33 protein-coding genes are annotated in these 24,973 nt (G+C 72.6%); 19 read left to right on the top strand and 14 right to left on the bottom strand.

The window, feature by feature from the left end:
• Positions 1 to 17: 17 nt before the first annotated feature.
• Positions 18 to 1,235 carry an arginine deiminase gene (locus AB0H52_RS07620; RefSeq protein ID WP_357945893.1) on the bottom strand — a complete coding sequence of 406 codons (1,218 nt, stop codon included), beginning with the start codon at positions 1,233 to 1,235 and terminating at the stop codon, positions 18 to 20.
• A gap of 161 nt (positions 1,236 to 1,396) precedes the next feature.
• Between AB0H52_RS07620 and AB0H52_RS07615 the strand changes: the two genes are divergently transcribed.
• From AB0H52_RS07615 to pheA, 5 genes are all read left to right on the top strand, one after another.
• Complete coding sequence (locus AB0H52_RS07615; RefSeq protein WP_357945890.1) at positions 1,397 to 2,137, top strand: hypothetical protein; 741 nt, start codon at positions 1,397 to 1,399, stop codon at positions 2,135 to 2,137.
• Positions 2,138 to 2,305: 168 nt separating this feature from the next.
• Positions 2,306 to 2,764: a hypothetical protein gene (locus AB0H52_RS07610; RefSeq protein WP_151488922.1), complete on the top strand. Its 459-nt coding sequence runs from the start codon at positions 2,306 to 2,308 to the stop codon at positions 2,762 to 2,764.
• A gap of 75 nt (positions 2,765 to 2,839) precedes the next feature.
• Positions 2,840 to 3,229, top strand: a complete 390-nt coding sequence (locus AB0H52_RS07605; RefSeq protein ID WP_357945887.1) for an ACT domain-containing protein — start codon at positions 2,840 to 2,842, stop codon at positions 3,227 to 3,229.
• An 83-nt stretch (positions 3,230 to 3,312) separates the two neighbouring features.
• On the top strand, positions 3,313 to 3,888 hold the full coding sequence (locus AB0H52_RS07600; protein ID WP_225854221.1) for a hypothetical protein: 576 nt from the start codon (positions 3,313 to 3,315) through the stop codon (positions 3,886 to 3,888).
• A 10-nt stretch (positions 3,889 to 3,898) separates the two neighbouring features.
• A complete protein-coding gene (gene pheA / locus AB0H52_RS07595; protein ID WP_357945884.1) occupies positions 3,899 to 4,855 on the top strand; it encodes a prephenate dehydratase in 957 nt (318 codons plus the stop codon).
• Between the two features lie 52 nt (positions 4,856 to 4,907).
• On the opposite strand, the gene AB0H52_RS07590 is transcribed toward pheA, so the two are convergent.
• The 3 genes from AB0H52_RS07590 to AB0H52_RS07580 all read right to left on the bottom strand — a co-directional run bounded on the left by AB0H52_RS07590 (position 4,908) and on the right by AB0H52_RS07580 (position 6,624).
• Positions 4,908 to 5,630, bottom strand: a complete 723-nt coding sequence (locus tag AB0H52_RS07590; protein WP_151488925.1) for an AIM24 family protein — start codon at positions 5,628 to 5,630, stop codon at positions 4,908 to 4,910.
• A gap of 91 nt (positions 5,631 to 5,721) precedes the next feature.
• On the bottom strand, positions 5,722 to 6,069 hold the full coding sequence (locus AB0H52_RS07585; RefSeq protein WP_192580183.1) for a metallopeptidase family protein: 348 nt from the start codon (positions 6,067 to 6,069) through the stop codon (positions 5,722 to 5,724).
• Between the two features lie 123 nt (positions 6,070 to 6,192).
• On the bottom strand, positions 6,193 to 6,624 hold the full coding sequence (locus AB0H52_RS07580; RefSeq protein WP_151488927.1) for an OsmC family protein: 432 nt from the start codon (positions 6,622 to 6,624) through the stop codon (positions 6,193 to 6,195).
• Positions 6,625 to 6,755: 131 nt separating this feature from the next.
• On the opposite strand from AB0H52_RS07580, the gene AB0H52_RS07575 reads away from it, so the two are divergent.
• The 3 genes from AB0H52_RS07575 to AB0H52_RS07565 all read left to right on the top strand — a co-directional run bounded on the left by AB0H52_RS07575 (position 6,756) and on the right by AB0H52_RS07565 (position 9,287).
• Entirely contained in the window at positions 6,756 to 7,475 is a 720-nt protein-coding gene (locus tag AB0H52_RS07575) for a hypothetical protein (protein ID WP_357945881.1), read from the top strand.
• 178 nt (positions 7,476 to 7,653) lie between these two features.
• Entirely contained in the window at positions 7,654 to 8,475 is an 822-nt protein-coding gene (locus AB0H52_RS07570; protein ID WP_357945878.1) for an HAD hydrolase family protein, read from the top strand.
• The gene (locus AB0H52_RS07565) at positions 8,475 to 9,287 is read left to right on the top strand and encodes an HAD family hydrolase (protein ID WP_278125589.1); all 813 of its coding nucleotides are present in this window, start codon (positions 8,475 to 8,477) and stop codon (positions 9,285 to 9,287) included. Before AB0H52_RS07570 ends, AB0H52_RS07565 begins: the two co-directional genes overlap by 1 nt.
• Before the next feature lie 2 nt (positions 9,288 to 9,289).
• Here the strand turns inward: AB0H52_RS07565 and AB0H52_RS07560 are convergent, their stop codons facing one another.
• Entirely contained in the window at positions 9,290 to 9,892 is a 603-nt protein-coding gene (locus tag AB0H52_RS07560) for a bacterial proteasome activator family protein (protein WP_151491308.1), read from the bottom strand.
• Positions 9,893 to 9,977: 85 nt separating this feature from the next.
• On the opposite strand from AB0H52_RS07560, the gene AB0H52_RS07555 reads away from it, so the two are divergent.
• Together AB0H52_RS07555 and AB0H52_RS07550 are read left to right on the top strand one after the other, a co-directional pair.
• The gene (locus tag AB0H52_RS07555) at positions 9,978 to 10,775 is read left to right on the top strand and encodes a prolyl oligopeptidase family serine peptidase (protein WP_151491305.1); all 798 of its coding nucleotides are present in this window, start codon (positions 9,978 to 9,980) and stop codon (positions 10,773 to 10,775) included.
• Between the two features lie 82 nt (positions 10,776 to 10,857).
• Positions 10,858 to 12,045 carry an ABC transporter substrate-binding protein gene (locus tag AB0H52_RS07550; RefSeq protein ID WP_151491301.1) on the top strand — a complete coding sequence of 396 codons (1,188 nt, stop codon included), beginning with the start codon at positions 10,858 to 10,860 and terminating at the stop codon, positions 12,043 to 12,045.
• Between the two features lie 73 nt (positions 12,046 to 12,118).
• Here the strand turns inward: AB0H52_RS07550 and ddaH are convergent, their stop codons facing one another.
• A complete protein-coding gene (gene ddaH / locus AB0H52_RS07545; protein ID WP_357945874.1) occupies positions 12,119 to 12,952 on the bottom strand; it encodes a dimethylargininase in 834 nt (277 codons plus the stop codon).
• 59 nt (positions 12,953 to 13,011) lie between these two features.
• On the opposite strand from ddaH, the gene AB0H52_RS07540 reads away from it, so the two are divergent.
• A complete protein-coding gene (locus tag AB0H52_RS07540) occupies positions 13,012 to 13,473 on the top strand; it encodes an Lrp/AsnC family transcriptional regulator (protein ID WP_151491291.1) in 462 nt (153 codons plus the stop codon).
• A 60-nt stretch (positions 13,474 to 13,533) separates the two neighbouring features.
• Complete coding sequence (locus tag AB0H52_RS07535; RefSeq protein WP_357945871.1) at positions 13,534 to 14,487, top strand: zinc-binding dehydrogenase; 954 nt, start codon at positions 13,534 to 13,536, stop codon at positions 14,485 to 14,487.
• On the opposite strand, the gene AB0H52_RS07530 is transcribed toward AB0H52_RS07535, so the two are convergent.
• The 3 genes from AB0H52_RS07530 to AB0H52_RS07520 form a co-directional block, all read right to left on the bottom strand.
• Positions 14,484 to 15,581 carry a YbjN domain-containing protein gene (locus AB0H52_RS07530; protein WP_151491275.1) on the bottom strand — a complete coding sequence of 366 codons (1,098 nt, stop codon included), beginning with the start codon at positions 15,579 to 15,581 and terminating at the stop codon, positions 14,484 to 14,486. The two genes, AB0H52_RS07535 and AB0H52_RS07530, sit on opposite strands and share 4 nt — an antisense overlap.
• Before the next feature lie 139 nt (positions 15,582 to 15,720).
• Complete coding sequence (locus AB0H52_RS07525) at positions 15,721 to 16,032, bottom strand: DUF6457 domain-containing protein (protein ID WP_151491274.1); 312 nt, start codon at positions 16,030 to 16,032, stop codon at positions 15,721 to 15,723.
• Positions 16,029 to 16,829 carry an NTP transferase domain-containing protein gene (locus tag AB0H52_RS07520; protein ID WP_357945868.1) on the bottom strand — a complete coding sequence of 267 codons (801 nt, stop codon included), beginning with the start codon at positions 16,827 to 16,829 and terminating at the stop codon, positions 16,029 to 16,031. Before AB0H52_RS07520 ends, AB0H52_RS07525 begins: the two co-directional genes overlap by 4 nt.
• 99 nt (positions 16,830 to 16,928) lie before the next feature.
• Here AB0H52_RS07520 and fdhD point away from each other — a divergent pair, with 99 nt between their 5' ends.
• Complete coding sequence (gene fdhD / locus AB0H52_RS07515; RefSeq protein WP_151491272.1) at positions 16,929 to 17,795, top strand: formate dehydrogenase accessory sulfurtransferase FdhD; 867 nt, start codon at positions 16,929 to 16,931, stop codon at positions 17,793 to 17,795.
• Between the two features lie 108 nt (positions 17,796 to 17,903).
• Here fdhD and AB0H52_RS07510 read toward each other — a convergent pair whose 3' ends face one another.
• Positions 17,904 to 18,149 carry a flavin reductase gene (locus tag AB0H52_RS07510; RefSeq protein WP_151491271.1) on the bottom strand — a complete coding sequence of 82 codons (246 nt, stop codon included), beginning with the start codon at positions 18,147 to 18,149 and terminating at the stop codon, positions 17,904 to 17,906.
• The gene (locus tag AB0H52_RS07505; protein WP_225854640.1) at positions 18,146 to 18,487 is read right to left on the bottom strand and encodes a hypothetical protein; all 342 of its coding nucleotides are present in this window, start codon (positions 18,485 to 18,487) and stop codon (positions 18,146 to 18,148) included. Before AB0H52_RS07505 ends, AB0H52_RS07510 begins: the two co-directional genes overlap by 4 nt.
• Before the next feature lie 150 nt (positions 18,488 to 18,637).
• On the opposite strand from AB0H52_RS07505, the gene AB0H52_RS07500 reads away from it, so the two are divergent.
• Entirely contained in the window at positions 18,638 to 19,387 is a 750-nt protein-coding gene (locus AB0H52_RS07500; RefSeq protein WP_151491270.1) for a DUF5753 domain-containing protein, read from the top strand.
• A complete protein-coding gene (locus AB0H52_RS07495; protein ID WP_151491269.1) occupies positions 19,375 to 19,578 on the top strand; it encodes a DUF397 domain-containing protein in 204 nt (67 codons plus the stop codon). Before AB0H52_RS07500 ends, AB0H52_RS07495 begins: the two co-directional genes overlap by 13 nt.
• Positions 19,579 to 19,596: 18 nt before the next feature.
• On the opposite strand, the gene AB0H52_RS07490 is transcribed toward AB0H52_RS07495, so the two are convergent.
• From AB0H52_RS07490 to AB0H52_RS07480, 3 genes are all read right to left on the bottom strand, one after another.
• Positions 19,597 to 19,995, bottom strand: a complete 399-nt coding sequence (locus AB0H52_RS07490) for a hypothetical protein (protein WP_151491268.1) — start codon at positions 19,993 to 19,995, stop codon at positions 19,597 to 19,599.
• Positions 19,992 to 20,243 (bottom strand): hypothetical protein, encoded by a 252-nt coding sequence (locus tag AB0H52_RS07485; protein WP_151491267.1) that lies wholly within the window; start codon positions 20,241 to 20,243, stop codon positions 19,992 to 19,994. The genes AB0H52_RS07490 and AB0H52_RS07485 overlap by 4 nt, the downstream gene beginning before the upstream one ends.
• Before the next feature lie 61 nt (positions 20,244 to 20,304).
• The gene (locus tag AB0H52_RS07480) at positions 20,305 to 21,351 is read right to left on the bottom strand and encodes a DUF4192 domain-containing protein (RefSeq protein WP_151491266.1); all 1,047 of its coding nucleotides are present in this window, start codon (positions 21,349 to 21,351) and stop codon (positions 20,305 to 20,307) included.
• Positions 21,352 to 21,502: 151 nt separating this feature from the next.
• On the opposite strand from AB0H52_RS07480, the gene AB0H52_RS07475 reads away from it, so the two are divergent.
• The 4 genes from AB0H52_RS07475 to AB0H52_RS07460 are packed head-to-tail and all read left to right on the top strand — an operon-like array spanning position 21,503 to position 24,943.
• Entirely contained in the window at positions 21,503 to 22,417 is a 915-nt protein-coding gene (locus AB0H52_RS07475; RefSeq protein WP_357945861.1) for a fructosamine kinase family protein, read from the top strand.
• The gene (moaA, locus tag AB0H52_RS07470; RefSeq protein ID WP_151491264.1) at positions 22,414 to 23,427 is read left to right on the top strand and encodes a GTP 3',8-cyclase MoaA; all 1,014 of its coding nucleotides are present in this window, start codon (positions 22,414 to 22,416) and stop codon (positions 23,425 to 23,427) included. The genes AB0H52_RS07475 and moaA overlap by 4 nt, the downstream gene beginning before the upstream one ends.
• A gap of 3 nt (positions 23,428 to 23,430) precedes the next feature.
• A complete protein-coding gene (locus AB0H52_RS07465; RefSeq protein WP_151491263.1) occupies positions 23,431 to 23,685 on the top strand; it encodes a MoaD/ThiS family protein in 255 nt (84 codons plus the stop codon).
• A gap of 13 nt (positions 23,686 to 23,698) precedes the next feature.
• Positions 23,699 to 24,943 (top strand): metallophosphoesterase, encoded by a 1,245-nt coding sequence (locus AB0H52_RS07460; protein ID WP_151491262.1) that lies wholly within the window; start codon positions 23,699 to 23,701, stop codon positions 24,941 to 24,943.
• Positions 24,944 to 24,973: the final 30 nt, after the last annotated feature.

Raw genomic sequence — 24,973 nt, 5'->3', positions numbered from 1 at the left:
GAGCCCCGCCGACCCGCTCACCCGGCGACGGGCAGCGGGTCGCGGGTGATCGGGCAGGACATGCAGCGTGGGCCGCCCCGGCCGGAGCCCAGCTCCGATCCGGCGATCGGGATCACCTCGATGCCGGCCCGCTCCAGTTGGGCGTTGGTCTCGGTGTTGCGTTCGTAGCCGACGCAGAGCCGGGGCGCCAGGGCGAGGGTGTTGTTGCCGTCGTCCCACTGCTCGCGTTCGGCGGTCACCGGGTCCAGCCCGGTGTCGATGACCCGTAGCTGGTCCAGGTCCATCGCGTCGGCGGCGGCCCGGAGGAACGGCGCCGGGCCGTCCACCCGCGGGTCCTCGCCGTCCGCGCCGGCGATCACCGTGTACGCGGAGAGCGTGCTGGCGATGTTGGGATACATCAGCACGGCGTCGGAGTCGACCATCGTGCAGACGGTGTCCAGGTGCATGGTGGCGCGTTTCTGGGCGATCGGCACCACCAGGATGGTGTGGGCGAGCCCGGCGGCGAAGACCTGCCGGCCGAGGCGTTCCGCGCCGGCCGGGGTGGTCCGTTCGCCCACGCCGACGGCCAGCACGCCGGGGGCGAGCAGCAGGACGTCCCCGCCCTCCAGGTGCTCCAGGTTCGGCCGGTAGACGAACTCGGTGCCGGCGAAGCGCGGATGGTGGCGATAGATGGCGTCGGTGATGGTGGTCTCCCGGCGGCGGGCCGGCATGGCGAGGCTGGTGACGCCTACCCGGTCGCCGATCCACAGCGACGAGTCCCGGGTGAACAGCAGGTTGGGCAGCGGATCGATGACGAAGTCGTGCCGGTCCATCAGCGTGTAGACCAACCCGCCCGGCCGTTCGGAGCTGATCCGCAGTTCCTCGTGGGCCAGGCCGGCGGTGAGCACGTCGGCCAGCGCGGCCGGGTCGAGGTAGGAGAGGTGGTCGGCGACGCGGGCGCGCAGGGTGTCGCCCAGCCGCCGGGAACGCAGCACCTGCTCGGTGAGTTCGGCTCGGGCGTCCGCGACGGCCAGCGTCTCGGTCAGCAGGGTCGCCAGGTAGAGCACCTCGACACCGCGGTCGCGCAGCGCGGCGGCGAACGCGTCGTGCTCCTCCTGGGCGCGTCCCACCCAGGGGATCGCGTCGAACAGGAGCGAGTCGTTGTTGCGGGGGGTGAGCCGGGCCAGTTCCGGGCCGGGCCGGTGCAGCAGTACGGTGCCGAGCCGGCCGACTTCACTGTCGACGTAGTGGGTCACCCCCGCAGCGTAGGGCAGGGTTTGGCGGCATCCGAGAAAAGAACTGTGGATGAATATGGCATTCATCCACAGTCACTCCGGCGCTCCGGCTTGCCGAACACCGGGAGTGGCAACGTAGGGTAGTGAGGACATAACCGAGGGACCTTTTGCCGGAGGTCGCGATGACTGTCTTTCCCGCACGACGAGCCGTACCGTCCGCACGGGCACTGCCGCCCGTCGCGGTGCCCCACCCCCGCGTCGATTCGCCCGGGGCTCTCGAACCGGTCCGTCCGACACCGCTCGAGTGGGCCCGCCGTCGTCGGGCCGAGCGCGGTGCCCGTCGTCTGGAGGTGGCCGGAGCACGGGCGCTGGGCCAGCTCGATCATCTCGGGCCGGCCTGGCACGTCATCGAGTGGCCCCGCACCGACATGACGGACGTCCTGCTCGACCGCACCCAGGACGAACGCGCCGGGTTCCTCGCCATCGGGCCCAGCGGCCTGTTCGCGGTGACCATCGCCGACCACGGCCGGGCCCGCGTGCTCGTCGCCGGGGACGTCGTCCAGATCAACGGCAAGCGGCCGCCGTACGTGGCCGAAGCCCGCCGGGACGCCAAGCGTGCCAGCAAGGCCCTGTCCGACGCCGTGGGGCTGGCCGTCCCGGTCACGCCGGTGCTGACCTTCGTCGGCTCCGGCGTGATCAGCGTCTACGGCCTCCCGAAGGACTGCCTGATGGCAACCCACCGGGAGTTGGACAGGCTCCTCGTGGCCGGTGGCAGCCGGATCAGCCCGGCCACCGCCGAAAAGCTGTCCCGGGTCGCACAGCACCCCGCGACCTGGCTGAACGGCACGTACCCTCCAACGGCCGACTACCAGTGGTATGAGGAGGGCCGAACGGCCGCTGACAAGCCGGCCCACCACCGGTAACGTCACCGGCGACGCCACGCGGCTCCGGTCCCCCCGTTCACCCCACCGGTCTCCGCGCCGTCACCGGCCGCCCCGGTCCAGCCAGACCGGTCGGCGACCCGGTGCGCTCGGTGGTTCTGTCGGCGACCCGCTAGCGTGGACAGTCCCTCGGTGTACATAGGAGGCTCGGTGGCCCACGTCGAACTTTCGCTCTCGGAAGTGTTCGTGCCAGCGGCGCGGGCCTCGACAGAGCCGGGGCTCGACAACTTCGGTCAGTGGTCCTCGACGGTGTGCCGGGCCGACGAGCCCTGCCTGCTGATCGACGCCGACACTCTGGTGGTGGCGATCTCCACGGCCGGTTGCGAGCTGCTCTGCCTCGGCGAGCCGGACGGCCTGATCGGGCGGCCGCTGCTCGACGGCGGGCTGCGCCTGTTGGACTTCACCGCCAACCGGGGCGAGTTGACCGAGGCCGAGATCGACAAGATCCCGCCCCTGCTGGCGCTCTCCTCCGGCCGACTCGCCCGCGGGCTGCTCCGGGTGCAGGCCGCCTCGGCGGACAGCTCCGACGCGACCGTCGACGCGATCTCCACGCCGGTGCACGCCGACGGTGCCGTGGCCGGCTCTCTCACCTTCTTCTCCGAGGTCTGACCTGCGGCGTGTTGTGTCACTCGCCGCACGCGGCGATGCTGGGGCCGGCCCGCATCGAGGCCGTAGGGTGCCCTCATGCTCGACATCGCTCTGCTGCCGGGGGAGTACGCCGTGTGCCGGTTGGCCGCCGGCGCCGCCCTGCCGCACGAGCTGACGAGCGGGCTGGGCCGCGCCGACGTGATCACCGTGAGCTGGACCGCCGACGGGATCTCGGTGATCTGCCCGACCGACCGGGTGCCCGCGCAGGCCGTGGTAGAGACGGCGTGGCGTTGTCTGCGGGTCGCCGGCCCGGCGGAGGTGGCCGGCGCCGGCACCCTGGCCGCGCTGGTCGACCCGCTCACCGAGGCCCGGGTCAGCGTGGTCACCTTCTCCACGTTCGACACCGATTACGTGCTGGTGCCGGCCGTCCGGCTGGCCGAGGGCACGGCCGCCTTGGAGCGCGCCGGGCACCGGGTCCTCGGCTGACCTTCACCCGGCCGGCCGCTCCCCCTACGATGGGCTCGGCCACCCCGGCCACGACGAACTCCCGATGTCCCAAGGATCGGCCCGTGCCGTTCACCCCACGCCGCCGCGCGTCCACCCCATCGCGGGCGGTGACACACACCGTGCTGCCGGCGACCCTCGCGCTGCTCACGATCGGTGCGGTGACCGGCTGCGGCACCCCACCCGAGCTACGAAACCCGGGCGCGGCGCCGACCGGCACCGGATCCCCGACGGCGGCCCCGACGCGCACTCCCGGCACCACGCCCACCACCGCGCCGTCCCTACCGCCGTTCGGCACCCCGTCGGCCACCCCGGACGCCGGGCTGGTCGCCACGGCCTGCCGGAACGGGCCGACCGGACAGCGGGTCGTGGAACTGCTGCGCGGGCAGGCCGATGTGCTGCCGCCCAACGTGCGGGTCCAGGTCCGCACCGGCCCGCTCTGCGCCGCCGACTGGCAGTACACGGTGCTCGACGTGACCGGGCACGAGGAGCTTCAGGTCGTCACCCGGGGTCGACCGACCGCACCGGAGCTGGTCACCGCCGGCACCGACGTGTGCACCATCGAGGTACGCGCCACCGGCCCCACCGGGATCCGGACGCTCGCCTGCGACGCCGGCCCGGCCATCGGGCCGGGTGCGTAGGCTGGTCGACATGCCGGGAACACCACCGACGCGTTTCGTCTACCTCGGTCCGGAGGGCACCTTCGCGGAGCAGGCCCTGCGTACCATCCCCGCCGCCGAACGCGGCACCCGTACGTCCGCACGCAGCGTCGGGGAGGCGTTGGACCACGTCCGGGTCGGGGACGCCGACGCCGCGCTGGTGCCGTTGGAAAACTCGATCGGCGGCGCGGTGGGCGTCACCCTCGACGAGATGGCCGAGGGCGAGCCACTGGTGATCAGCCGGGAGGTGGTCCTGCCGGTGGAGTTCGTGCTCGGCGCGCGGCCGGGCACCTCGCTGACCTCGGTCCGTGTCGTCGCGGCGCATCCGCAGGCGTCCAACCAGTGCCGGGGCTGGCTGCGCGACCACCTGCCCGACGCGGTGGTGGTCGACGTGCTCTCCAACGGCGCGGCGGCCGCCGGCGCCGGGTCCGGCGAGTACGACGCGGCGATCTGCGCGCCGATCGGGGCGACCCGGCACCGGCTCACCGTGCTCGCCGACAAGATTGCCGACCATCCCGACGCGGTGACCCGGTTCGCGTTGGTGTCCCGCCCCGGGCCGCCTCCGCCGCCGACCGGCGACGATCTGACCTCGCTCGCGGTCTACATCGCCCACGACCGGGTCGGTGCGCTGCTGTCGGTGCTGATGGAGCTGGCTGTCCGGGGGGTCAACCTGACCAGGATCGAGTCCCGGCCGACCGGCGAGGCCCTGGGCCGGTACGTGTTCTTCCTGGACTGCACGGGGCACGTGGCCGACGTACGGCTGGGCGAGGCGTTGCAGGGGCTGCGCCGGGTCTGTGCCGACGTCCGCTTCCTGGGCTCGTACCCCCGGCACCGCTGGACCGCGGCGGCGGGTGAGCGGCCGGTGCCGGCGCCGGCCGGTCTGTCCGACGTCGACTACGCGGACGCGGCGGCCTGGCTGGCCCGGCTGCGCACCGGCGAGTTGAGCTGACCGCGGAGGTGCGGACACCCCCGGTGGCCCGGGAGCGCCCGCACCGGTGTGGTCAGCTCAGCAGACTGCCGAGCAGACCGCCCTCCTGCTGCTGCTGGCCGCTGCCCATGATCGGCGGCTCCTCGGACGGCTGCACCACCACGAAGCCCTGGCCGGCGAAGCTCATCGTGAACGACTCGCCGGTGCGGCGGCCCAGCAACGTGCCGAGGCCGAGCTGCTCGGCGCGGTGGTAGCCGGTCTGGAGGTTGGCCGACCAGCAGACGGCGGCCTGCGGGTCGACGTAGGTGGGCGCGTCCACGTTGAGCACGACCGGGGTGCCCTTGGTGGTGATGGCGATCCGGCCGTAGCCGCTGAACACGCAGTTGAACAGGCCGGACGAGGACGCCATCCCGGCGCCGCCGACCATCCTGATGTCGTACTGGAGGGTGGAGTCGAAGGCGAGGACGCTGGAGCCGTTGATGGAGAGCGCGTCGCCCGGCTCCAGGTCGATGATGTGCACGTCCTTGGCCAGCTCGGCGAGGAAGACGTCACCCTGACCGGTGACCTTCATCAGCGGGACGCCCTCGCCGGTGAGCTTCTGCTTGAGGAACTTGCCGAGCCCACCCGAGCCGAGCGCCTGGAACTGGACGTTGCCCTGGTAGGCGACCATCGACCCGACCCGGGCCATCGCCTCGCCGTTGAGCTCGATCTTCAACATCTTGGAGTTCTGCAGCCGCATGCCGGGCTGCGCGGACTCCTTCTCCAGGTTCTCCGCGGAGAACAGCTCGCTGCGCATGAAAGGGCCTCCCGAATAGGTTCGCGTTCGCTGCACCGACGGTAGGCGACCACGGCAACCACGGACCATCGGCCGAGCGGCGCGGCGCGGTTCAGCCCCAGCCCAGCGCGTGCAGCCGCGCGTCGTCGATGCCGAAGTGGTGGGCGATCTCGTGCACCACGGTGACCGCCACCTCGTCGATGACGTCCTCGTCGTCGTCGCAGATCCGCAGGATCGGACGGCGGTAGATGAAGATCCGGTCCGGCAGTACGCCGGAGTAGTCCCAGCCGCGATCGGTGAGCGCGTGGCCCTCGTAGAGGCCGAGCAGCTCGGCCTCGCCCGGTGGTGGGTCGTCCTCGACCAGGATCACCACGTTGTTCATCAGGCCGAGCAGTTCCTCGGGCACCTCGTCGAGAGCTTCGCCGACCAACTCCTCGAAGCGCTCACGGCTCATCTCCACCGGCACCTCGCCCATTGTGCCCGACGCGCCTGTTGAATGACCGTTGCCGGGAGTCCGCACGTTCACGGAAAGGGAGCGGCGGAGGCTCCCTTCCGTGAACGTGCGGTGTGCGGGTCGCCCGGCTCAGGAGGCCAGGCGCGCGGTGAGGGTGATCTCGGCGCCCGGCGAGAGCAGGCGGGAGATCGGGCAGTTCGCCTTGGCGGCCTCGGCGAGCTTCTGGAACTCGGCGTCGTCGATGCCCGGCACCTGACCGACGGTCTCCAGCTCGATCCGGGTGACGGTCATCCCCGCGTCGGTCTTGTCCAGGTGGACCTTGGCGGTGGTCTCGACGGAGGTCGGCGTCGAGCCGGCGTCGGCGAGCGCCTTGGAGAACGCCATCGAGAAGCAGCCGGAGTGCGCGGCGGCGATGAGCTCCTCGGGGTTGGTGCCCTCGCCCTCCTCGAAGCGCGACTTGAAGGAGTAGTTGCCCGACAGGCCGCCCTTACCGGTGCGGACGGTGCCGGAGCCCTCGGTGAGGTTGCCCTGCCATTGTGCTGAAGCGGTACGGATTGGCATGAGCAGAACGCTAGCGGAAAGGTGACCGCTGGGCGACCGACCGGCACCGACGCCCGCCCTGCGATTCGGGTCACCTGCCGTCGACTGTGCCATGATTCGACGCAGGTCCGTGACCGGCGGAAGGATGGCCGATGTCCGAGGAGCTGCCGATCCCACGGCAGGGCGACCGGTCCGACGGCCCGGCCGTGATCGAGTGGGGTGCCGACGATCCGCCCCCGGCGCGCCGGTTCGACCGGTCCCTGGCCGGGCTCACCCGGGATCCCCGGCTGCCCGTGCTGACCGCCGGGCTCGGGGCGGTGGCCGGCGTGGCCTCGATGGTCGGTGAGTGGCTGGTGATGACCCTGCCGAACGGCGGCCCGTCCGGTTCCACCTCGATCGACGTGCCCGCCGGGGTGTCCGACGTGGGTGGCTTCGGGATCGGTTACCTGGTCGGTCTGCTGGGTCTGGTCTGCACCGTGGCGCTGGCGCTGCGGGGCACGGCGGCCGCCCGGCAGAACGCCCGGCTGGTCGGGTTCACCCTGGCCGGAGCCCTGCTGGCGCTGTTGGTCGCCGCGGCGGCGACTCTGGAGGACTCCGGTCAACGGAACTACTTCTACGCGTCGGAGGACAACTTCCGGATCGAGTACGGCCGCGGCCTGGTGATGGCGTTCGTCGCCTGCGTCCTGTTCGCCGCCGCCCTGCGGCTGGCACCGACCGCGCCGGTTGACGACGACCGGTCCGGGGACACGACGGGGCAGGGCTGGCGCCGCCGGCACCGCGACCCGGTCGAGCAGGAGGACGGCCTGCCCGCGCCGGCCGACCTGACGGTCACCCCGTCAGCCCCCTTCGCCCGCCCCGAACACCCCGCCTGAAACCCCCGTGAGCCCAGACCTCGCGCGGGGGGTGTGGGGACACCTCACGGGGGTCCGGGGTTCGGGTTCGAGTCGCTTCAAAGCCATGGTTGGGGCGTGTTTCCCGAGGTACGGTTGCTGCCCGCCGTCACGCCGGGACCTTCTGACCGGCGCGACGGCGGTGGGCGAAGGAGGAACGATGACCCGCCCGGGACTGCCCAAGCTGATCGCGACCGACCTCGACGGCACGCTCGTCCGCAGCGACGACACCGTCTCCGCGTACACCCATGGGGTGCTCGACCGGGTGCGGGCCGCCGGAATTCCGGTGGTCGGCGCGACCGGACGCGGCCCACGGCTGACCGAGTTGACCCGCAACGACATCCGGGCCGCCGACTTCCTGGTGATGGCCGGCGGCGGCCGGGTGGTCGACCAGAGCGACCCGGCGGGCCCCGTGGTGCTCCGCGACGAGCGGCTGCCCGCCGAGGTGCTGGCCCGGTTGCTGGCCGACCTGGAGGCCGAGGTCGGCCCGCTGACCGTGATGGTCGAGGCGTCCGACGAGCACGACGCCCCGCTGTGGGGCGACTACCACGAAAGCTGGCCCTACCAGGACCGGTTCGAGGCACGCACCCGCGACGAGTGCCTCTCCTGCGACGTGATCAAGGCGTTCGCCCGGACCGCCGACGACCACGTCGACGAGTTGCTGGCGGTCGCCCGCCGGATCATTGCGCCGCAGGTCGCCACACTCACCCAGGCCGGGCTCGGCTTCATCGAGATCTGCCCACCGGGGGTGGACAAGGCGACCGGGCTGACGGTGGTGGCGCAGAGCCTGGGTGTCGACCCGGCCGATGTGCTGGTCTTCGGTGACATGCCCAACGACCTGCCGATGTTCGAGTGGGCCGGCTGGTCCCGGGTGGCGGTGGCCAACGCGCACCCCACCCTGCGCGCGGTCGCCGACGAGGTGACGCTGCGTAACGACGACGACGGAGTCGCGGTGTACCTGGACCGGCTACTGTCCCGGTGATGGGAGAGACGCCCCGCCTGGTCGCCACCGACATCGACGGCACGCTGATCCGCGACGACCGCACGCTCAGCCCGCGCACCGCCGACGTGCTCGCGCGGATCACCGCGCGAGGCACGCCGGTCGTGCTGGTCACCGGCCGTCCGGTCCGCTGGCTCAAGATGGTGTACGACCAACTGGCCGAGCCCCTGCCGGCGGTCTGCGCCAACGGCGCGGTGGTCTACGACCCGGTCACCGACGAGGTGCTGCGGGCCGACCCGCTCGCGCCGCAGCACCTGGCCGAGGTGGCCCGGAGGCTGCGCGCCGAGGTGCCCGACATCAGCTTCGCGGTGGAAATCCTGGACAGCCGGGAGATGCGGCACGAGGCGCACTACCCGCTGCGCTGGGACGCCGACCACGACCGGATCCGCCCGGTCGAGACGCCGGAGGAGTTGCTGTCGCTACCGGCGGTGAAGCTGCTCGCCCGCGCCGGCGAACAGGATCCGGACAGGTTCGTCGAGCTGATCGGCACGGCGGTGGCGGGGTTGGCCGAGGCCACGCACTCGTCGTACTCGGGTCTGGTGGAGATCTCCGCGGCTGGGGTGACCAAGGCGGCCGGGCTCGACTGGTACTGCGACCGGCTCGGCGTGGCCGCCGCGGACGTGCTGGCCTTCGGCGACATGCCCAACGACGTGCCGATGCTGACCTGGGCCGGGCGTGGCGTGGCGGTGGCCAACGCGCACCGCGCCGTCCTGGCGGTCGCCGACGAGGTGACGGCGGCGAACACCGAGGACGGCGTGGCGGCGTACCTGGAGAAGATCTTCGGGGTGGACTGAGGTCAGAGGTACTGACCGGTGTTGTGACCCTCGCCGCCGCCCGGCTGGCCGATGCCCGGCATTCCGGGGACGACCCCGCCCGGGCCACTGGGCAGCGCCTGCCGGCCACCGCGCATCTGCTCCAACTGCACCCGGGCTGCCATCTGCTGGGCGACCAGGGCCGCCTGGATGCCGTGGAACAGGCCCTCCAGCCAGCCGACGAGCTGGGCGTGCGCGATCCGCAGCTCGCTCTCGCTCGGGGCCTTGTCCTCGGCGAACGGCAACGAGATCCGTTCCAGTTCGTCGCGCAGCTCGGGCGCGAGGCCCTCCTTGAGCTCGACGATCGACCGCTCGTGGATCTCGCGCATCCGGTTGCGGCTGGCGTCGTCCAGTGGGGCCGCCTTGACCTCCTCCAGGAGCTGCTTGATCATGCTGCCGATCCGCATCACCTTGGCCGGTTGCTCGACCAGGCGGGTCGGGTCCTCACCCTGGCCCTCCTCGGTCTGCACGGTGCCGATCGGGCGGCCGTCCGGGCCGACCACCACCACCGTGCCGGAGTGACCGGACTCGTCGGGGCCGGGCTCGTCGTTCTGTCCAGCGGAGTGCGCTTCGGTCATGGGGTCCATCTTTACCCAGTGGGCGCGACCCATGCCGCCCGGGACCGACTCCCCGGGGCCGAACCACCCGGGCGGTGCGCGCTACCGTCGCGCCATGCCTGCCGACCCGCGTGCCGTGCTGACCCGGCCCGCCCCGGAGCCCGACCACACGGTGGCGTACGGCGATCACCCGGACCAGGTCGCCGACCTGCGTGCCCCGGCGGGCAGTGGCCCGGCGCGGCCACTGGTCGTCGTGGTGCACGGTGGCTTCTGGCGGGCCGAGTACGACCGGCGGCACACCGGACCGATGGCGGCCGCGCTCGCCGCACTCGGGTATCCGGTGGCGCAGGTGGAGTACCGGCGCACCGGGCAGCCCGGCGGTGGCTGGCCGGGCACGTTGACCGACGCGTTGACCGGGATCGCCGCGCTGCCCGAGCTGGCCGCCGAGGCACTGCCGGGCCGGGTGAGCGGGGCGGCGCCGCTCCTGGTCGGGCACTCCGCGGGCGGCCACCTGGCGATGTTCGTGGCGGCCACCGCACCGACGTCGGTGGGCGGGGTGCTCGCCCTGGCGCCGGTGGCCGACCTGGGCGAGGCGTACCGGCGGGATCTGGATTCCGGCGCGGTGGCGGCGCTGCTCGGTGGCGGCCCGGCCGAGGTCCCGGACCGGTACGCGGTGGCCGATCCACGAATGCTGGTGCCCATGCGGACACGGACAGTAGTTATTCATGGCTCGGAGGATCGACAGGTGCCGGTGGCGATGAGCCGGGATTTCGTCGCGGCGGCTCGTGGCGCAGGATCCGATATTTCCCTTCTTGAACTGCCCGGACACGAGCATTTCGGGCTGATCGACCCGGAGGCTTCGGCCTGGCCCCAGGTCCTCGATGCGTTGCGGTCTTTACACAATGATCAATAGCCATTGACGCAGCGTCGCGGAGCAGGTAGAACGCCGGAGGGGCTGTGTGTTCTGCCCTGCAACGCTCCTGGGAAGGAACTCGGTGTCGCAGATGAATCGCAGGCGGGCGCTCCAACTGTTGGCCGCGCTCGGTACCACCGGATTCGCCGCCGGATGCGGCTCCGACAGCGACACCCAGCCCATCGCCGATCGGAGCCCGGTCAAGATCGGTCTGATCACGCCGCAGGCCGGCGGCTTCAAGAGCATCGGCGACGACATCACCAACGGCTTCCAGCTCTTCCTCGACCTACACGACCAGCGGTTGGGCGGGCACCCGGTCGACCTGCTGACCGCCGACGAGGGTGACACCGAAAAGACCGGCAAGGCCGCCGTCGACGGTCTGCTCAAGCAGGGCGTGCTGGCGCTCACCGGGGTGGTCAACTCGGCGGTGATGCTCGGCATCCGGAACACCGTGGAGCAGGCCAGGGTTCCGCTGATCGGCTCCAACGCCTCACCGAGCAGCCTGCAGAGCGTCTTCTACATCTGGCGGACGTCCTACGTGCTGGACGAGGCCGGCCGGGCACTGGGCCGCTACCTGCGCGACCAGCTGCCGCCCAACGGCCGAGTTGCGATCATCATGCCGGAGAACGTCGGCAGCCCGGACGTGGTGCGCGGCTTCCGGCAGGAGTTCGGCGCCACCGACCCGCGGATCGCCGACCCGGTGACCTACACCACCGCCAACCCCAACCCGGGCATGACCGCGTTCACCGTGGACATCAGCAAGGCGCTGGCCAAGAAGCCGACGGCGGTCTTCTGCTTCTACGCCGGCAATGCCGCGGTGGAGTTCATCAAGCAGCTGCGCGAGAAATTCTCCGGGCCCGTCTACGCACCCGGCTTCCTCACCGAGGGCACCGTGCTGGAAAACCTGAAGGACAACGCGCTCGGCATCCAGACCGCGCTGAACTACTCGGCCGACCTGAACAGCACCTCCAACCGGGTCTTCGCCTCGGCGTACCGCAAGAAGTACCAGGTCACGCCCACCACGTACGCCATGGCGTCGTACGACGCGGCGCAGGTGCTCGACCAGGCCATCCAGCTGACCGGTGGGAAGCCGACGCCGCAGCAGGTCAACCTGGCACTGGGCAAGATCGGCCAGATCGACAGCCCGCGCGGGATCTGGCAGTTCAACCAGCCGCGTACCCCGCAACAGAAGTGGTACCTGCGGGAGGTGCAGCGCGACGGTCAGGTCATGTCGAACGTGCTGATCAACGAGCTGGCCACGCTGGGCTGACCGCCCGTCGACGCAATCAGGGGCCGACCTCCCGTCGGGAGGCCGGCCCCTGGCGTACGCGGCAGTGTTCGGGTCAGTGCCGCAGTTCGGCGATGCAGCACTTCACGCTGCCGCCGCCCTTCTTCAGCTCGCCCAACTCGACCGGGACCGGGTTGTAGCCGGCGGCCTTGAGTTTGCCGGCCAGCCGGGTGGCTTCGCTGTTGAGCACGACGTTCGCGCCGTCGCTGACGAGGTTGAGCCCGAAGGCCATGGCGTCCTCGTCGTCGGCGAGCACCGCGTCCGGGAAGAGTTGGGTCAGCACCCGCTGGCTGGCCGCCGAGAACGCGCCGGGGAAGTAGACGACGTTCGAGTCGTCGATGGAGGCGAGCGCCACGTCCAGGTGGTAGAAGCGTGGGTCGATCAGGCGCAGCGACACCACCGGCCGGCCCAGCGCCTCCTGCGCCTCGGCGTGCGCCGGGATCTCGGTGCGGAAGCCGTGCCCGGCCAGGATCAGCCCGCCGTGCGCCTCCGGCACGTACGCGAAGTCACCCTCGCCCTCGTTGGTCTCGCTCGGCGCGATGAAACGCCAGCCCTGCGACTCGTAGAAGGCGTGGTGCGCGGCGGCCTCGGCGGCCCGCTGCTCGTGCTTGAACCGCGCGCCGTAGACACTGCCGTCCACCACGAACGCGCCGTTGGCGGCGTAGACCATGTCGGGCAGGCCCCGCTCGGGGGTGAGCAGGTGCACCTCGTGGCCGAGGCCGACCAGCGTCTCGCGCAGCCGGTCCCACTGCTTGACGGCCAGTTCCCGGTCGACCGGGGTGGTCACGTCCATCCACGGGTTGATCGCGTACTCGACCGCGAAGTGCTCGGGCGAGCACATGAGATATGTCCGCTTTCGCGAGACTCCCTGCTGGTTCACGGTCACCAAGAGTAGGTACCGTGGAACTTTGGTAACAGCCACAACCGTTGCTTCCCAGAGGCGGAACGTTGCAGATAGACGCGGTAGACCAGCGGATCATTGCGTTGCTCGTCGCCGACGCCCGTGCGTCGTACGCCGACATCGGCACGCGGGTGTCACTCTCCGCCCCGGCGGTCAAGCGCCGGGTCGACCGTCTGCGCGCCACCGGCGTGATCAGGGGATTCACGGCGGTGGTCGATCCGGCCGCCGTCGGCTGGACCACCGAGGCGTTCGTCGAGCTGTTCTGCGCCGGCCGGACCACCCCCGCGCAGATCGGCGTGGCCGCGCGTCGACACCCGGAGGTGGTCGGGGCGTACACCGTCTCGGGCGAGGCGGACGCCCTCGTCCACCTGCGCGCCGCCGACATCGCCCACCTGGAGGCGGCCCTGGAACGACTGCGTGCCGAGTCCTTCGTGACCTCCACCCGCAGCACCATCGTCCTGTCCCGGCTGGTGGAGTCCCCCGGCGTCGGCCCCTCCGGCGGAGCTTGACCTCAAGCCAGGTTCACCTGTTGCACTGGTGCTGCCATCACCGGACACGAGGGGGACGTCATGCGGGCGATCTGGCTACGGGAGTTCGGCGGACCGGAGGTGCTGGTGCCCGGCACGGCGCCCGACCCGACGCCCGGCCCCGGCCAGGTGTCGATCGACGTCGCCCACGCGAACATCACCTTCGTCGAGACGCAGCAGCGCTCCGGTCGCCCCGGACCGTTCCGGGTCACTCCCCCGCTGATCCCCGGCAACGGCGTCGGTGGCGTGATCACCGCCGCCGGACCGGACGTTGACCCGGCGCTGGTCGGACGGCGGGTGGTCACCGCGACCGGCGGCTCCGGCGGGTACGCCGAACGCGCGGTGGTGGACGCGTCCGCGCCGATCGAGGTGCCCACCGGGTTGCCACTCGACGAGGCGGTGGCGCTGCTGGCCGACGGGCGCACCGCCGCCATGCTGATCGACACCGTCGGCGTACGCCCCGGCGACCGGGTGCTGGTGGAGGCCGCAGCGGGTGGTGTGGGCAGCCTGCTGGTGCAGCTGGCGGCCCGCGCCGGCGGACGGGTGATCGGCGCGGCCGGTGGGCCACGCAAGGTGGACCTGCTGCCCGGACTGGGTGCCGACCTCGCCGTCGACTACCTGCTGCCCGACTGGGCCGACCGCGTCCGAGCTGCGTCGGGCGGGGTCGACGTGGTGCTCGACGGGGTCGGCGGGGCAGTGGCCCGGGCGGCGTTCGAACTGCTCGACCCGGGTGGCCGCATGATCAGCTTCGGGTTGGCGAGCGGCGAATGGTCCCCGATCCCGCCCGAGGCCGCCACCGCACGGCAGGTCACGCTGCTCCGGCCGGACGTGCCACCCGCGCGCCTGCGGGCGTACACCGAACAGGCGCTCGCGGACGCGGCGGCCGGCCGGCTGCGACCCCTGATCGGCCAGCGCTTCCCGCTGGAGCGCGCCGCCGACGCGCACGCGGCCATCGAGGCGCGCGCGACGGTCGGCAAGACGCTGCTGGACCTCTAGAGGTACATGCCGGTGCGGTGCTGCGACTCGTCGCGCAGGACCGGCTTGTCGCCCTCGCCGAAGAACCGCTTGCCGCCGAACTCGCCGTGCAGCCGGTCGTCCAACTCGTCGGCGAGACCGGTCATCACCTGCACGGCCAGCATCAGGTGTGTGGCCTGGAAGTTGCGGCCGAACACCGGGATCGACGCCCAGACCGTGTCGTCGGCGCAGTAGAGGCGGCCGATCGGCATCCGGTTGGTCAGCTCGGACAGCTTGACGTAGAGCCGCTCGGTCGGCTCCACCTCGGTCAGCACCGGGGAGAAGACGTCCACCAGGGGCGGATTGTCCCGCACCCGGACGAACACCATCGCCGAGCCGGCGCGGATGGTGATGTCACCGTCCGAGTCGATCTGCAACCGGTCGGCGTCGGACTTGAGCATCGCGGACACCACCGTGCGCACCCGGTCGGGGAGGTCGAGCACGTCGTCCCGCTCCGCCTGGCCGGCGGCAGCCTCGGCCAACGCCTCCTCCAGATCGGCCTCGACGTCGGCGTCCGGGCCGAACTCGCTGCGCGCGGTACCCAACGGCTCCACGGCCAGCGGCTCGCGCTCGGCGTCCTGCACCAGGTAGACGAGGAAGGCCGGGTGCGGGGCACCGTAGACGTCGCGCAGCGTCCGGGAGAGCAGCGCGGCGACCCGGGTGGCCTCCGCCGTCGTACCGTCCAACCCGAAGGAGTTGAAGGAACCGGTCACCACGCCGGGCGGGGACCAGCCGAGCGCGATCATGTCCGCCACCGCGGCACGGTCCAACCGGTAGCCCGCCGGCAGGTCGGCGTTGCCGACCGCCCGGGCGGACAGCCCGCCGGTGCCGTCCACGTCGACGCTGATCGAGTAGACGGCGTCCCCCGTCCCGGAGGCGGTGGGATCCAGCGTCAGCTCAAGGTGCGCGCCCGGGGGCAACTCCCGCAGACGTACGGCGAGCGCGCGGGCGAACTCCTGCCACGCCTCGGTCACCTTGGCCCGCAGGTCGGTGGTGCTGGGCTCGTCGAGCAGGATGGAATCCGCCGCGCCGCCAGGCAGCTCACCGTCCGGCGCCGAGGGGTGGTCAGCCGTCATGATCGCCTCCGTCCGTCACGGTCACCCTACCCACGCCGTCCGGGGGTCGAATCAGCCCGGACCGGGATCGGACACCGAGATCGTTGGCTCCCAGGCGGTGACCTGGTGAAGCGCGTCCACGCCGGCCGGCGAGCGACGCTCAGGCCGCCGTCGGACCGGCGGGGTCGGCGGGGTCGGCCTGGCTGGCGGGTGCGGTGGGGTCGGTGCGGTCGGCACCCAGCTCGACCGGCCAGGTCGCCGCGAGGGCGCTGAGCCGCGCCGCGGCGTCCGCCGGGTCGGCACCCCGACCCACCGCCAACCCGAGCAGGTACGCGCTGACCGGCGCGCCCGGTCGCAGCACCTGGTGGGCGACGTCGCGGGCCACGTCCAGCACCGCCGACACGGGCACCTGGGTCGCGTCCAGGCTCAGCTCGGCGCAGGCCGCCGTGACCCAGTCGTCCATCACCGTCATCGCACCCACTCCTCCGCCCGGCGTACGTCCTCGTCAGTGTCGCAGTCGAACCAGGGCGGCGGGCCGCCGTCACCGCCCCAGGGCACCTCCCCGACGACGAGGCCGCCCAGCAGCGCCCGTACCGGGGCTCCGGCCAGGTCACCGCCGCGCCCGGCCGCCAGCCGATCCAGCCCGGCGCGCAGCGCGGCGACCCGCCACACGCCGCACAACGACTGCCGCCGACCGTCGGCGTCGACGAAGCACACCCCGTCGAGGAGACGCCCCCGCCCGGCAGGCCCGGTGCCAAGGCTCGACTCGGCGGCGCCCACCTCCCGGTGGTCCGCCGCCGCCCGGTCCGCCTTTGGCTGGTCCGCCGCCGCACGGGGGTCCGCCGCACGGTGCTCCGCCGCCGCACGATGCTCCGCCGCCGCACGATGCTCCGCCGCCGCACGATGCTCCGCCGCCGCACGGTGCTCCGTCGGGCTGAGCTGGGCCAGCAGCTCGCCGATCGCGGAGCGGGTGAGCAGCGGCAGGTCGGCGGCGAGCACCGCCACCAGGGTCGTGTCGGGATCGAGCCGCGCCAGCCCGGCCGCCATCGCGGCGACCGGCCCTCCGCCGGGCGGATCCTCCCGGGTCACCCGCACACCGGGTGGGACGGCCTCGGCCGGGCCGACCAGCACGCGCGGCGCGGCATCGGCGACGGCCGCCAGCACCCGGTCGCGCATCGACCGGCCGCCGACCGGCAGCGCGGGCTTGTCCACCCCACCCATCCGTCGGGCGGCCCCACCCGCGAGCACCACGGCGGCGTACGACCCCACCCGGCCACGGTAGCCGTGCCGCCGCCGGCCGGTGGCCCTTCCGAGTGCGCAATGGCCGGCGCCGTGCGGGCGTACCGCCACGGGGTGCAGGATGGCGGGATGGGACGGGCGACTGACCGACGGGGCGTACTCCGGATCGACCTGGACGCGGCGGCCGACGGACGCGGAGCCGTCCGACGGCAGGACACCCTCGCCGTCGAGGAGCCGCTGGAGATCCGGGTCGGCGCGGCCGGCCCCGGCCGGCGCAGGCCGCTCGCCGTCACCATGCGCACCCCGGGCGACGACCTGGATCTCGCCATCGGTTTCCTGCTGACGGAAGGGCTGATCCGCTCGACCGACGACGTGCTGACCGCGCAGCTCTGCGCCGGCGCCGAGACGCCGAACACGTACAACGTGGTGGACGTGGTGCTCGCCCCGGGCGTACCGGAGCCGACGACCGACCCGTCCCGGAACTTCTACACGACCAGTTCCTGCGGGGTCTGCGGCAAGGCCAGCATCGACGCGGTGCGTACCCGGTCGCTGTTTCCGGTCTCGGCCGACCCGCTCACCGTGCCGGCCACGTTGCTCGCCGAGCTGCCCGACCGGCTGCGGGCCGCGCAGCGCGGCTTCGACCGGACCGGCGGGCTGCACGCGGCAGGGCTCTTCACGCCCGACGGTGAGCTGGTGGTGCTCCGGGAGGACGTGGGTCGGCACAACGCGGTGGACAAGGTGATCGGCTGGGCGGTGCGGGAACGCCGGCTGCCGCTGGCCGGGTACCTGCTGCTGGTCTCGGGCCGGGCCAGCTTCGAGCTGACCCAGAAGGCGTGGATGGCGGGCCTGCCACTGCTCGCCGCCGTGTCCGCACCGAGCAGCCTCGCCGTCGAACTGGCCGACGAGGCGGGGATGACGCTCGTCGGCTTCCTGCGGGGCCGGACCATGAACGTGTACGCCGGCCCGCAGCGGGTCGCCGTGGAGCAGCCGGCCTGACGGCCTGGCGCGGCGCGGCCTCCGCCATTGTTCGGGGGTGGCGGCTCCGCCGCGTCGGTCGTGAACAGGAGAGACGCCTACATCGTTCGACGGACGACCACGCCGGGCCTACCGCGCCTGGGCCCAACCGGTGAAGCGTTCGGTCAGGCTGGGCGGAGGCGTGCCGCCGTGCAGCTCGGTGAGCTGGTTCGTCGCCTCGATCTCCAGCGCCTTCAGGTGCGTGATCAACTCGTCGCGGCGACCGCGGTACTCGCCGAGCAGCCGCAGTTTCGCGGCCGCACAGGGCCACGCGATCCCACAGGTCCGGCAGCGCCACGCGGGCTTCGTGACGGGGTGCTCGGAGCGGCCGGTCATCGTCCCACCCGCAGAGGGACGCCCCGGATCTGCTGGTGGGCAGTCTCGGGTGGACCGGAGGGCGACGGGCCGACCCCTTCGCGGAGGACGAACAACGCCCGCTTGGCCCGTGCGTTCCCGTCCGGCCCCAGCTCGTACGCCTCGATCCAGGTCCATCCGTGGTAGGTGTGCCGGTCGGTGAGTTCGCGGATGACCCGCACCGTGATGGGTCTGACGAACTGCGGGCTCGCGGCGCGGGTCAGGTGGACGAGGTCGCCGGCCTTCATCGTCGGCTTGGGCGCGTCCGGCATGGTCTCCCCCTCGTCGTTGGGAGGGGCCGCCCCTGAGTGCTCGCCCACGGGGCGGCCCCTGACGAACGCGGCCGCCGGGTCTCGGGGGGTCCCTGCCGGCCGCGCCGTGCAAGAGGCACACTTCCAAGGGTTGCGGACCGAATACACCGCGTAGCAACATCTCCTGTGGACGTTCCGGACGTACGGAGGGAGTCTTGGATGAACCGCGCAGTTGCTGAGGCGATGTCGGCGTCCGGCCTGACAGCGGACAGCCTCGCAGCTCAGATCGGTGTGGACCCCAAGACGGCGGCCAAGTGGGCGAACCCGGGACGGATTCCGCAGACCCGCCACCGGTCGAAGGTCGCGGCGGTCCTCGGCCGCGACGAGGGCGACCTGTGGCCCGACCTGTTCAAGCGCCGCGAGCCGGCGTGGCTCCGGCCGTGGACGGACATCGAGCGCGAGGCGGTGGGGCTGCGGTGGTACGAGTCCGCCGTGTTGCCCGGCCTCCTCCAGACCGAGGCGTACGCCCGAGCCGTGCTGGGCAGCGGGCTCTGGGCCGGCGAGGACCTTGAGGCCCATGTGGAGACCCGACTGCGTCGCCAGGCCGCCGTGTTCGATCGGCCCCGGCCACCGTTGACCGTCTTCGTGATCGACGAGGCGGCGCTGCGCCGGGGAAGACCCGACATCATGGCCGACCAGATCGACCACCTGGTGGCGCTCGCCGAGCGACCGGCCGTCATGATTCACGTGCTTCCCCTCACGGCCGGTCTCCACCCCGGCCAGGCCGGGCCATTCGTCATCGCCAGCACGCCGGACGGCGGCGAGGTCGGCTACCTCGACGACCAGGCGGCCGGGCGCATCAGTAATGACGTTGCCCCGTTGTGGGTGGTCTGGGATAGCATCAGATCGATAGCGCTACCGCGAGACCTGACCATCGACTTCCTGAGAGCGCGAGCATGGATGACCTGACCGGCGCCCGTTGGCGCAAGAGCACCCGCAGCAGCTCGAACGGTGGTGCGTGCGTCGAGGTGGCCGACAATCTGCCGGGGGTCGTGCTCGTGCGCGACACGAAGGACCGCGACGGCGGCACGCTGACGTTCGAGCCGGCAGCGTGGGTGAGCTTCGTCCGGCTGGCGAGGAAGTTCGGCCCGGTCAGCTAGGGCGTGCCCGGTCGATCGTCAGGCCAGGTCGAGGATGCTCCAGTTGGTCGGCAGAACCTTCGCCGCCAGCTCGGGCTGCGCGGTCGCATAGTGCGCCTCATGGGTGAGGGCCGCACTGGCGGCCTGCCCGAGTGAGATGTCGCCGCCCACCAGGCGGGCCAGCGTGCCCGCGTCCCGCACGCCGCCGGCATCGAGCGGCAGCACACAGATCATCGGGGCGCTCACCATCAGGGCGAGCATCGCGGCATCGATCTCGTCGCCCACGCTCGCGATGGCGGCCGCCAGACACGCGGCCGGGACCGCCACCTGCCGGCCCTCATCGCCGACCTCCAGCATCAACTCCCCCACCGAGACGCTGCCCTCGATATAGGCAGTCAACGCCGACGCGTCGAACACCGCCGCGATCCGATCGCTCATTCGGCGCGCCCCAACATGCGGCGACCCTCGGCCAGGGCGTCCGCCGGGATGGGTGTCGCCAGCCGCTCCCGCCACCGCGCCCGGCCCGCCTCGGTCACCTCGATGCCGGCTCGGCGCAGCACCTCGTGGAGGTGCACAACCGCCATCTGGGCGCGCACCGCCTCGGTGATAGCGGCCGAGACGTTGGGCTGCTGGTCGAGCCACTCCGCGACGTCGTCGGGAAGGCTGACGGATCGCTTCACGGTCATGGGTGCCAGACTACCAAACTTGGTAGCACCGTTGGTGCTACCGGACGGTCGGCGGGGCTGGTCAGCGGCGGCCACGTCGGCTCCGCCTGCGCGGGCGGACCACCCCGGGCATCCCGACCGACGGCCAGCCGTCGAGGTCGGACGGGGGCACCCCGCGCCGGAGCAGGTCGTCCAGGAGTTGGGCGAGCGAATAGTCGGGGTGCAGGGTCAGCACCCGCTCCAGCGCGACCGCCGCCAACGCCCCCTGCCCCGCCCGCCAGGCGGCGAACGCCAGCAGCGCACCGGGCGCGGCGATCAGATCCGGCTCGGCCCGGCATAGTACGTCGGTCCAGAGGGCGATGTCCCGGTCCCGACCGTCGGTGCGTTCCCAGGCATGGTCACGGATCGGCAGGTGCGTCAGCAGCAGGCTCAGCCACGCCACCTCGTCGTCGTCGAGGCGTACGCTGCGCCGCTGCGCGCGCTGCGCCTCGCGGACCGCCGCCACCCCGGCGGAGCGCAGTGCCCGACCGCCGAGCAGGTCACTCGCGGGTGCCCCCTCGACCAGCTCGGTCAGCCTCAGCTCGGCGCGGGCGGTGGCCGCGCGCACCGCCTCGCGCGCGGCGCCGTCCACCGGTGCCACCTGCGCCGCGAGCGCGGCCCGGTCGGGGAGTGCGACCTGCCCGGCGAATACCGCCGAGGCGGTCACCTGGTTGGCCGCCGGGTCGTAGCGGCGGCCCTCGGGAGGGCAGCAGTCGGCCTCGGTGCAGAGGTACGACCACCAACGGCCATCGGTCACCCGCAGGGCGTCGAGCACCTCCAACCCGACGCCGGCCAGGGCGGCGCGCACGGCGTCCACGCTGGGCGTCACCCGTTCGGGAGGCCCGTAACCGACCACGGTGGCGGCCTCCGCGCCCTGCCGCCGGATGACACCGGCCAGGTGCCGGGCCCGGTCGCCCGGGTCCGTCGACGGGTCGGGCAGGTCGGCGCGGGCGGCGAAGATGATCTGCCGGCCGCGCAGCGCCACCGCGACCACGCTGTCGGCGGGATGGAAGCCGAGCAGGTACGGCACGGCGGCGATCAGGTCGGCCGGTGAGCGGACGGAGAGCTGAGCACGTTCGGTCGAGGTCATGTCGGGAGCCTGCGACCGGCGCACCGGGCCCCGCTGACCCTGTGGACGACACGCGGCTTATCCACAGTCACTCTGCGTATTTGGGCTGGTCATCCGGATCGATGTGCTCGCGCGGCACCCCAGTGTCGCGGGCAGCGGATACCGTGCGTTGATGGACCTGGCGTACCTGCGCGCGCATCCGGCACACCTGTCGACGTTCCGGACCCACCAACGGATCCGGGAGACGCCGGTCGCCGGTGGCGACATCTGCGCGGCCGCCCGGCTCACCCTCGACGACGGGCACTCCATCTTCGCCAAGTCCTGGCCGGAGCGGGCCGACCGGCCGGTGCCGGAGGGGTTCTTCGAGGCCGAGGCGGCCGGGTTGCGCTGGCTGCGGGACGCCGGCGCGGTCGCCGTACCCGAGGTGCTCGTGGCGCTGCCCGACCTGCTGGCGCTCGACTGGGTGGAGCCCGGCGAGCCGACGGCGGAGGCGGCCGAACGCTTCGGCCGTGAGCTGGCCGACCTGCACCGGGCCGGCGCGCCGACCTTCGGCGCGTCCTGGCCCGGCTTCATCGGGGCGCTTGCGCAGGACAACACCGTCGACGACGGTCCCTGGTCGACGTGGTTCGCCGAACGGAGACTCGCCCCCTACCTGCGGCGTTCCGTCGACGGTGGTGCGCTGACCAGCGAGGACGCCACGCTGGTGGAGCGGGTGATGAGCCGGCTGGGCGAGTTCGGTGGCGGTGAGGCACCGGCGCGCATCCACGGCGACCTGTGGCCGGGCAACGTGCTGTGGGGGGTTGACGACCGGGTCTGGCTGGTCGACCCGGCGGCGCACGGCGGGCACCGCGAGACGGATCTCGCCCAGCTGGCGCTCTTCGGCGGCATCCCCCACCTGGACACGGTGCTGGCGGCCTACCGGGAGACCTGGCCGCTGTCGGCCGGCTGGCGCGAACGGGTGCCGCTGCACCAACTGCACCTGCTGCTCGTGCACACCGCGCTGTTCGGTGCCGGCTACCGCGATGCGGTCGTCCAGAATGCCCGCGCCGCCCTGGGCGGGGTCGAGCGCGCTACGGTCGACAGGTGAGCGTCGCCCCGCGGACCGACGGCGTCCTCGTCGACCGGTACGGCCGCGTCGCCCGGGATCTGCGCGTGTCCCTCACCGACAAGTGCAACCTGCGCTGCACCTACTGCATGCCGGCCGAGGGGTTGCCCTGGCTGGCCGGCCCCGAGCTGCTCACCGACGCGGAGATCGTCCGGCTGATCCGGTTGGCCGTCGAGCGGCTCGGCGTGACCGAGGTGCGGTTCACCGGCGGCGAGCCACTGATCCGGGCTGGCCTGGTCGACATCGTGGCCTCGGTCGCCGCCGTCGAGCCCCGCCCGCAGATCTCCCTCACCACCAACGGCATCGGCCTGGACCGGCTCGCCCCGGCGCTGCGCACGGCCGGTCTGGACCGGGTGAACGTCTCGCTGGACACGCTCGACCCGGCCCGGTTCACCCAGCTCACCCGCCGTCCCCGGCTGGACGCGGTGCTCGCCGGGCTGGCCGGGGCCGCCGCTGCGGGCCTCACCCCCGTCAAGATCAACTCGGTGCTGATGCGCGGCGTCAACGAGGACGAGGCTCCGGCCCTGCTCCGCTTCGCCGTCGACCACGGCTACCAACTGCGGATCATCGAGCAGATGCCGCTGGACGCCCAGCACGGTTGGGACCGCGCCACCATGGTCACGGCCGAGGAGATCCTGGCGTCCCTGCGTACCCGTTTCGACCTCAGCCCCGACCCGGCCGAACGCGGCGCGGCCCCGGCGGAGACCTGGCTGGTCGACGGCGGCCCGGCCCGGGTCGGCGTGATCGCCAGCGTGACCCGCCCCTTCTGCGGCGACTGCGACCGCACCCGACTCACGGCCGACGGCCAGGTGCGTGCCTGCCTCTTCGCTACCGAGGAGTCCGACCTGCGTGCCGCGATGCGCGGTGGCGCGGACGACGACGAGCTGGCCCGGCGCTGGCGCACGGCGATGTGGGGCAAGCGCGCCGGGCACGGCATCGACGACCCCACCTTCCTGCAGCCGGCCCGCCCGATGTCCGCGATCGGAGGCTGAGTCATGGACGCGACGCCGCTGACCGTCCGCTACTTCGCCGGGGCACGCGCCGCCGCCGGTCGCACCGAGGAGCGCATTCCGGCCGGGCGGTCGCTCAACGACCTCACCGCCGACCTTGCCCAGCGGCACGGCGACCGTCTCGCCGCCGTGCTGCGGGTCGCGAGTTTCCTCGTGGACGGCATCACCTGTCATGATCGTGAGACACCCCTGCCGGGCGGGGCCACGATCGACGTCCTGCCTCCGTTCGCGGGCGGCTGAGGGAGGCGCACAGATGTTGGCGGTTCTGGGGTTCGTGGGCGTCCTGGCGCTGATCACCGGCCTCATCCACCTCTACCTGTGGAAGCGGCTCATCCGGGACACCACCACGCCGGGCCGCTGGCGGCGCGTCGGTGGGATCGCCGCCCTGGTCCTGGCCCTGCTCGTGCCGGTCACCCTCGCCGGGACCCAGGCCGGGCTCTACTGGCTCGCCTGGCCGGGCTACCTGTGGCTCGCGCTGATGTTCTACCTGCTCGTCATCCTCGCCGTGCTGGAAGTGCCGATGCTGGTCGCCCGGCTGGTGCTGCGCCGCCGGGTGGTGGCCGCCGAGCCGACCGCCGCCGCGCCCGAGCCGGCGCTGGTCGGCGGTGCCGGACCAGCCGACCCGCCGGCCGCCGGTGCCGTCACGGCACCGGACCACGACCCGGCCCGCCGGCTGCTGCTGGCCCGTGGGGCGGCCATCTTCGCCGGCCTCACCGCCACGGGCATCACCGGGTACGGAGTGCGCACCGCCCTCGGCCCGCCACGACTGGACCGGGTACGGATCCCCCTCGCCAAGCTCCCGCGGGCCATGGACGGCCTGCGCATCGCCACCGTCTCCGACATCCACCTCGGCCCGCTGCGCGGTCGGGCGCACACCGAGCGGATCGTCGCCGCGATCAACCGGCTCGACGCGGATCTGGTGGCGGTCGTCGGTGACCTGGTCGACGGCTCGGTGGCCGAGCTGGGATCGGCCGCCGAGCCACTGCGCGACCTGCGCTCCCGCTACGGCAGCTTCTTCGTGACCGGCAACCACGAGTACTACTCCGGAGTGGAGGAGTGGGTCCAGGAGGTCGACCGGCTCGGCCTGCGGGTTCTGCAGAACCGGCGGCAGGAGATCCAGGCCCGGGGCGGCGTCCTCGATTTGGCCGGCGTCAACGACCTCACGGGTTCGGGCACCGGCCTCGCCGCGGGGCCGGACTTCGCCGCGGCCCTCGGTGACCGCGACCCGAGCCGCCCGGTCGTCCTGCTCGCGCACCAGCCCCTGGCGGCGGTGGAGGCGGCCCGGTACGGCGTCGACCTGCAACTGTCCGGGCACACCCACGGCGGGCAGATGGTGCCGTTCAACCTGGCCGTCCGGCTGGAACAGCCGGTGGTCAGCGGGCTCGGCGAGGTCGACGGCACGAAGGTGTACGTGACCAACGGCGCCGGTTTCTGGGGCCCTCCGGTGCGGGTCGGCGCGGAGCCACAGATCAGCCTCGTCGAGTTGCGCTCGGCATAGCGGACGTCACGTCCGCGCGTGGCGGCCGGC

Origin of the sequence: Micromonospora sp. NPDC050695, assembly GCF_040654415.1 — a bacterium.
Classification (GTDB): domain Bacteria; phylum Actinomycetota; class Actinomycetes; order Mycobacteriales; family Micromonosporaceae; genus Micromonospora.
Note: the sequence above shows the minus strand (reverse complement) of the source record. Positions and strands in the feature narration are given on the sequence as shown.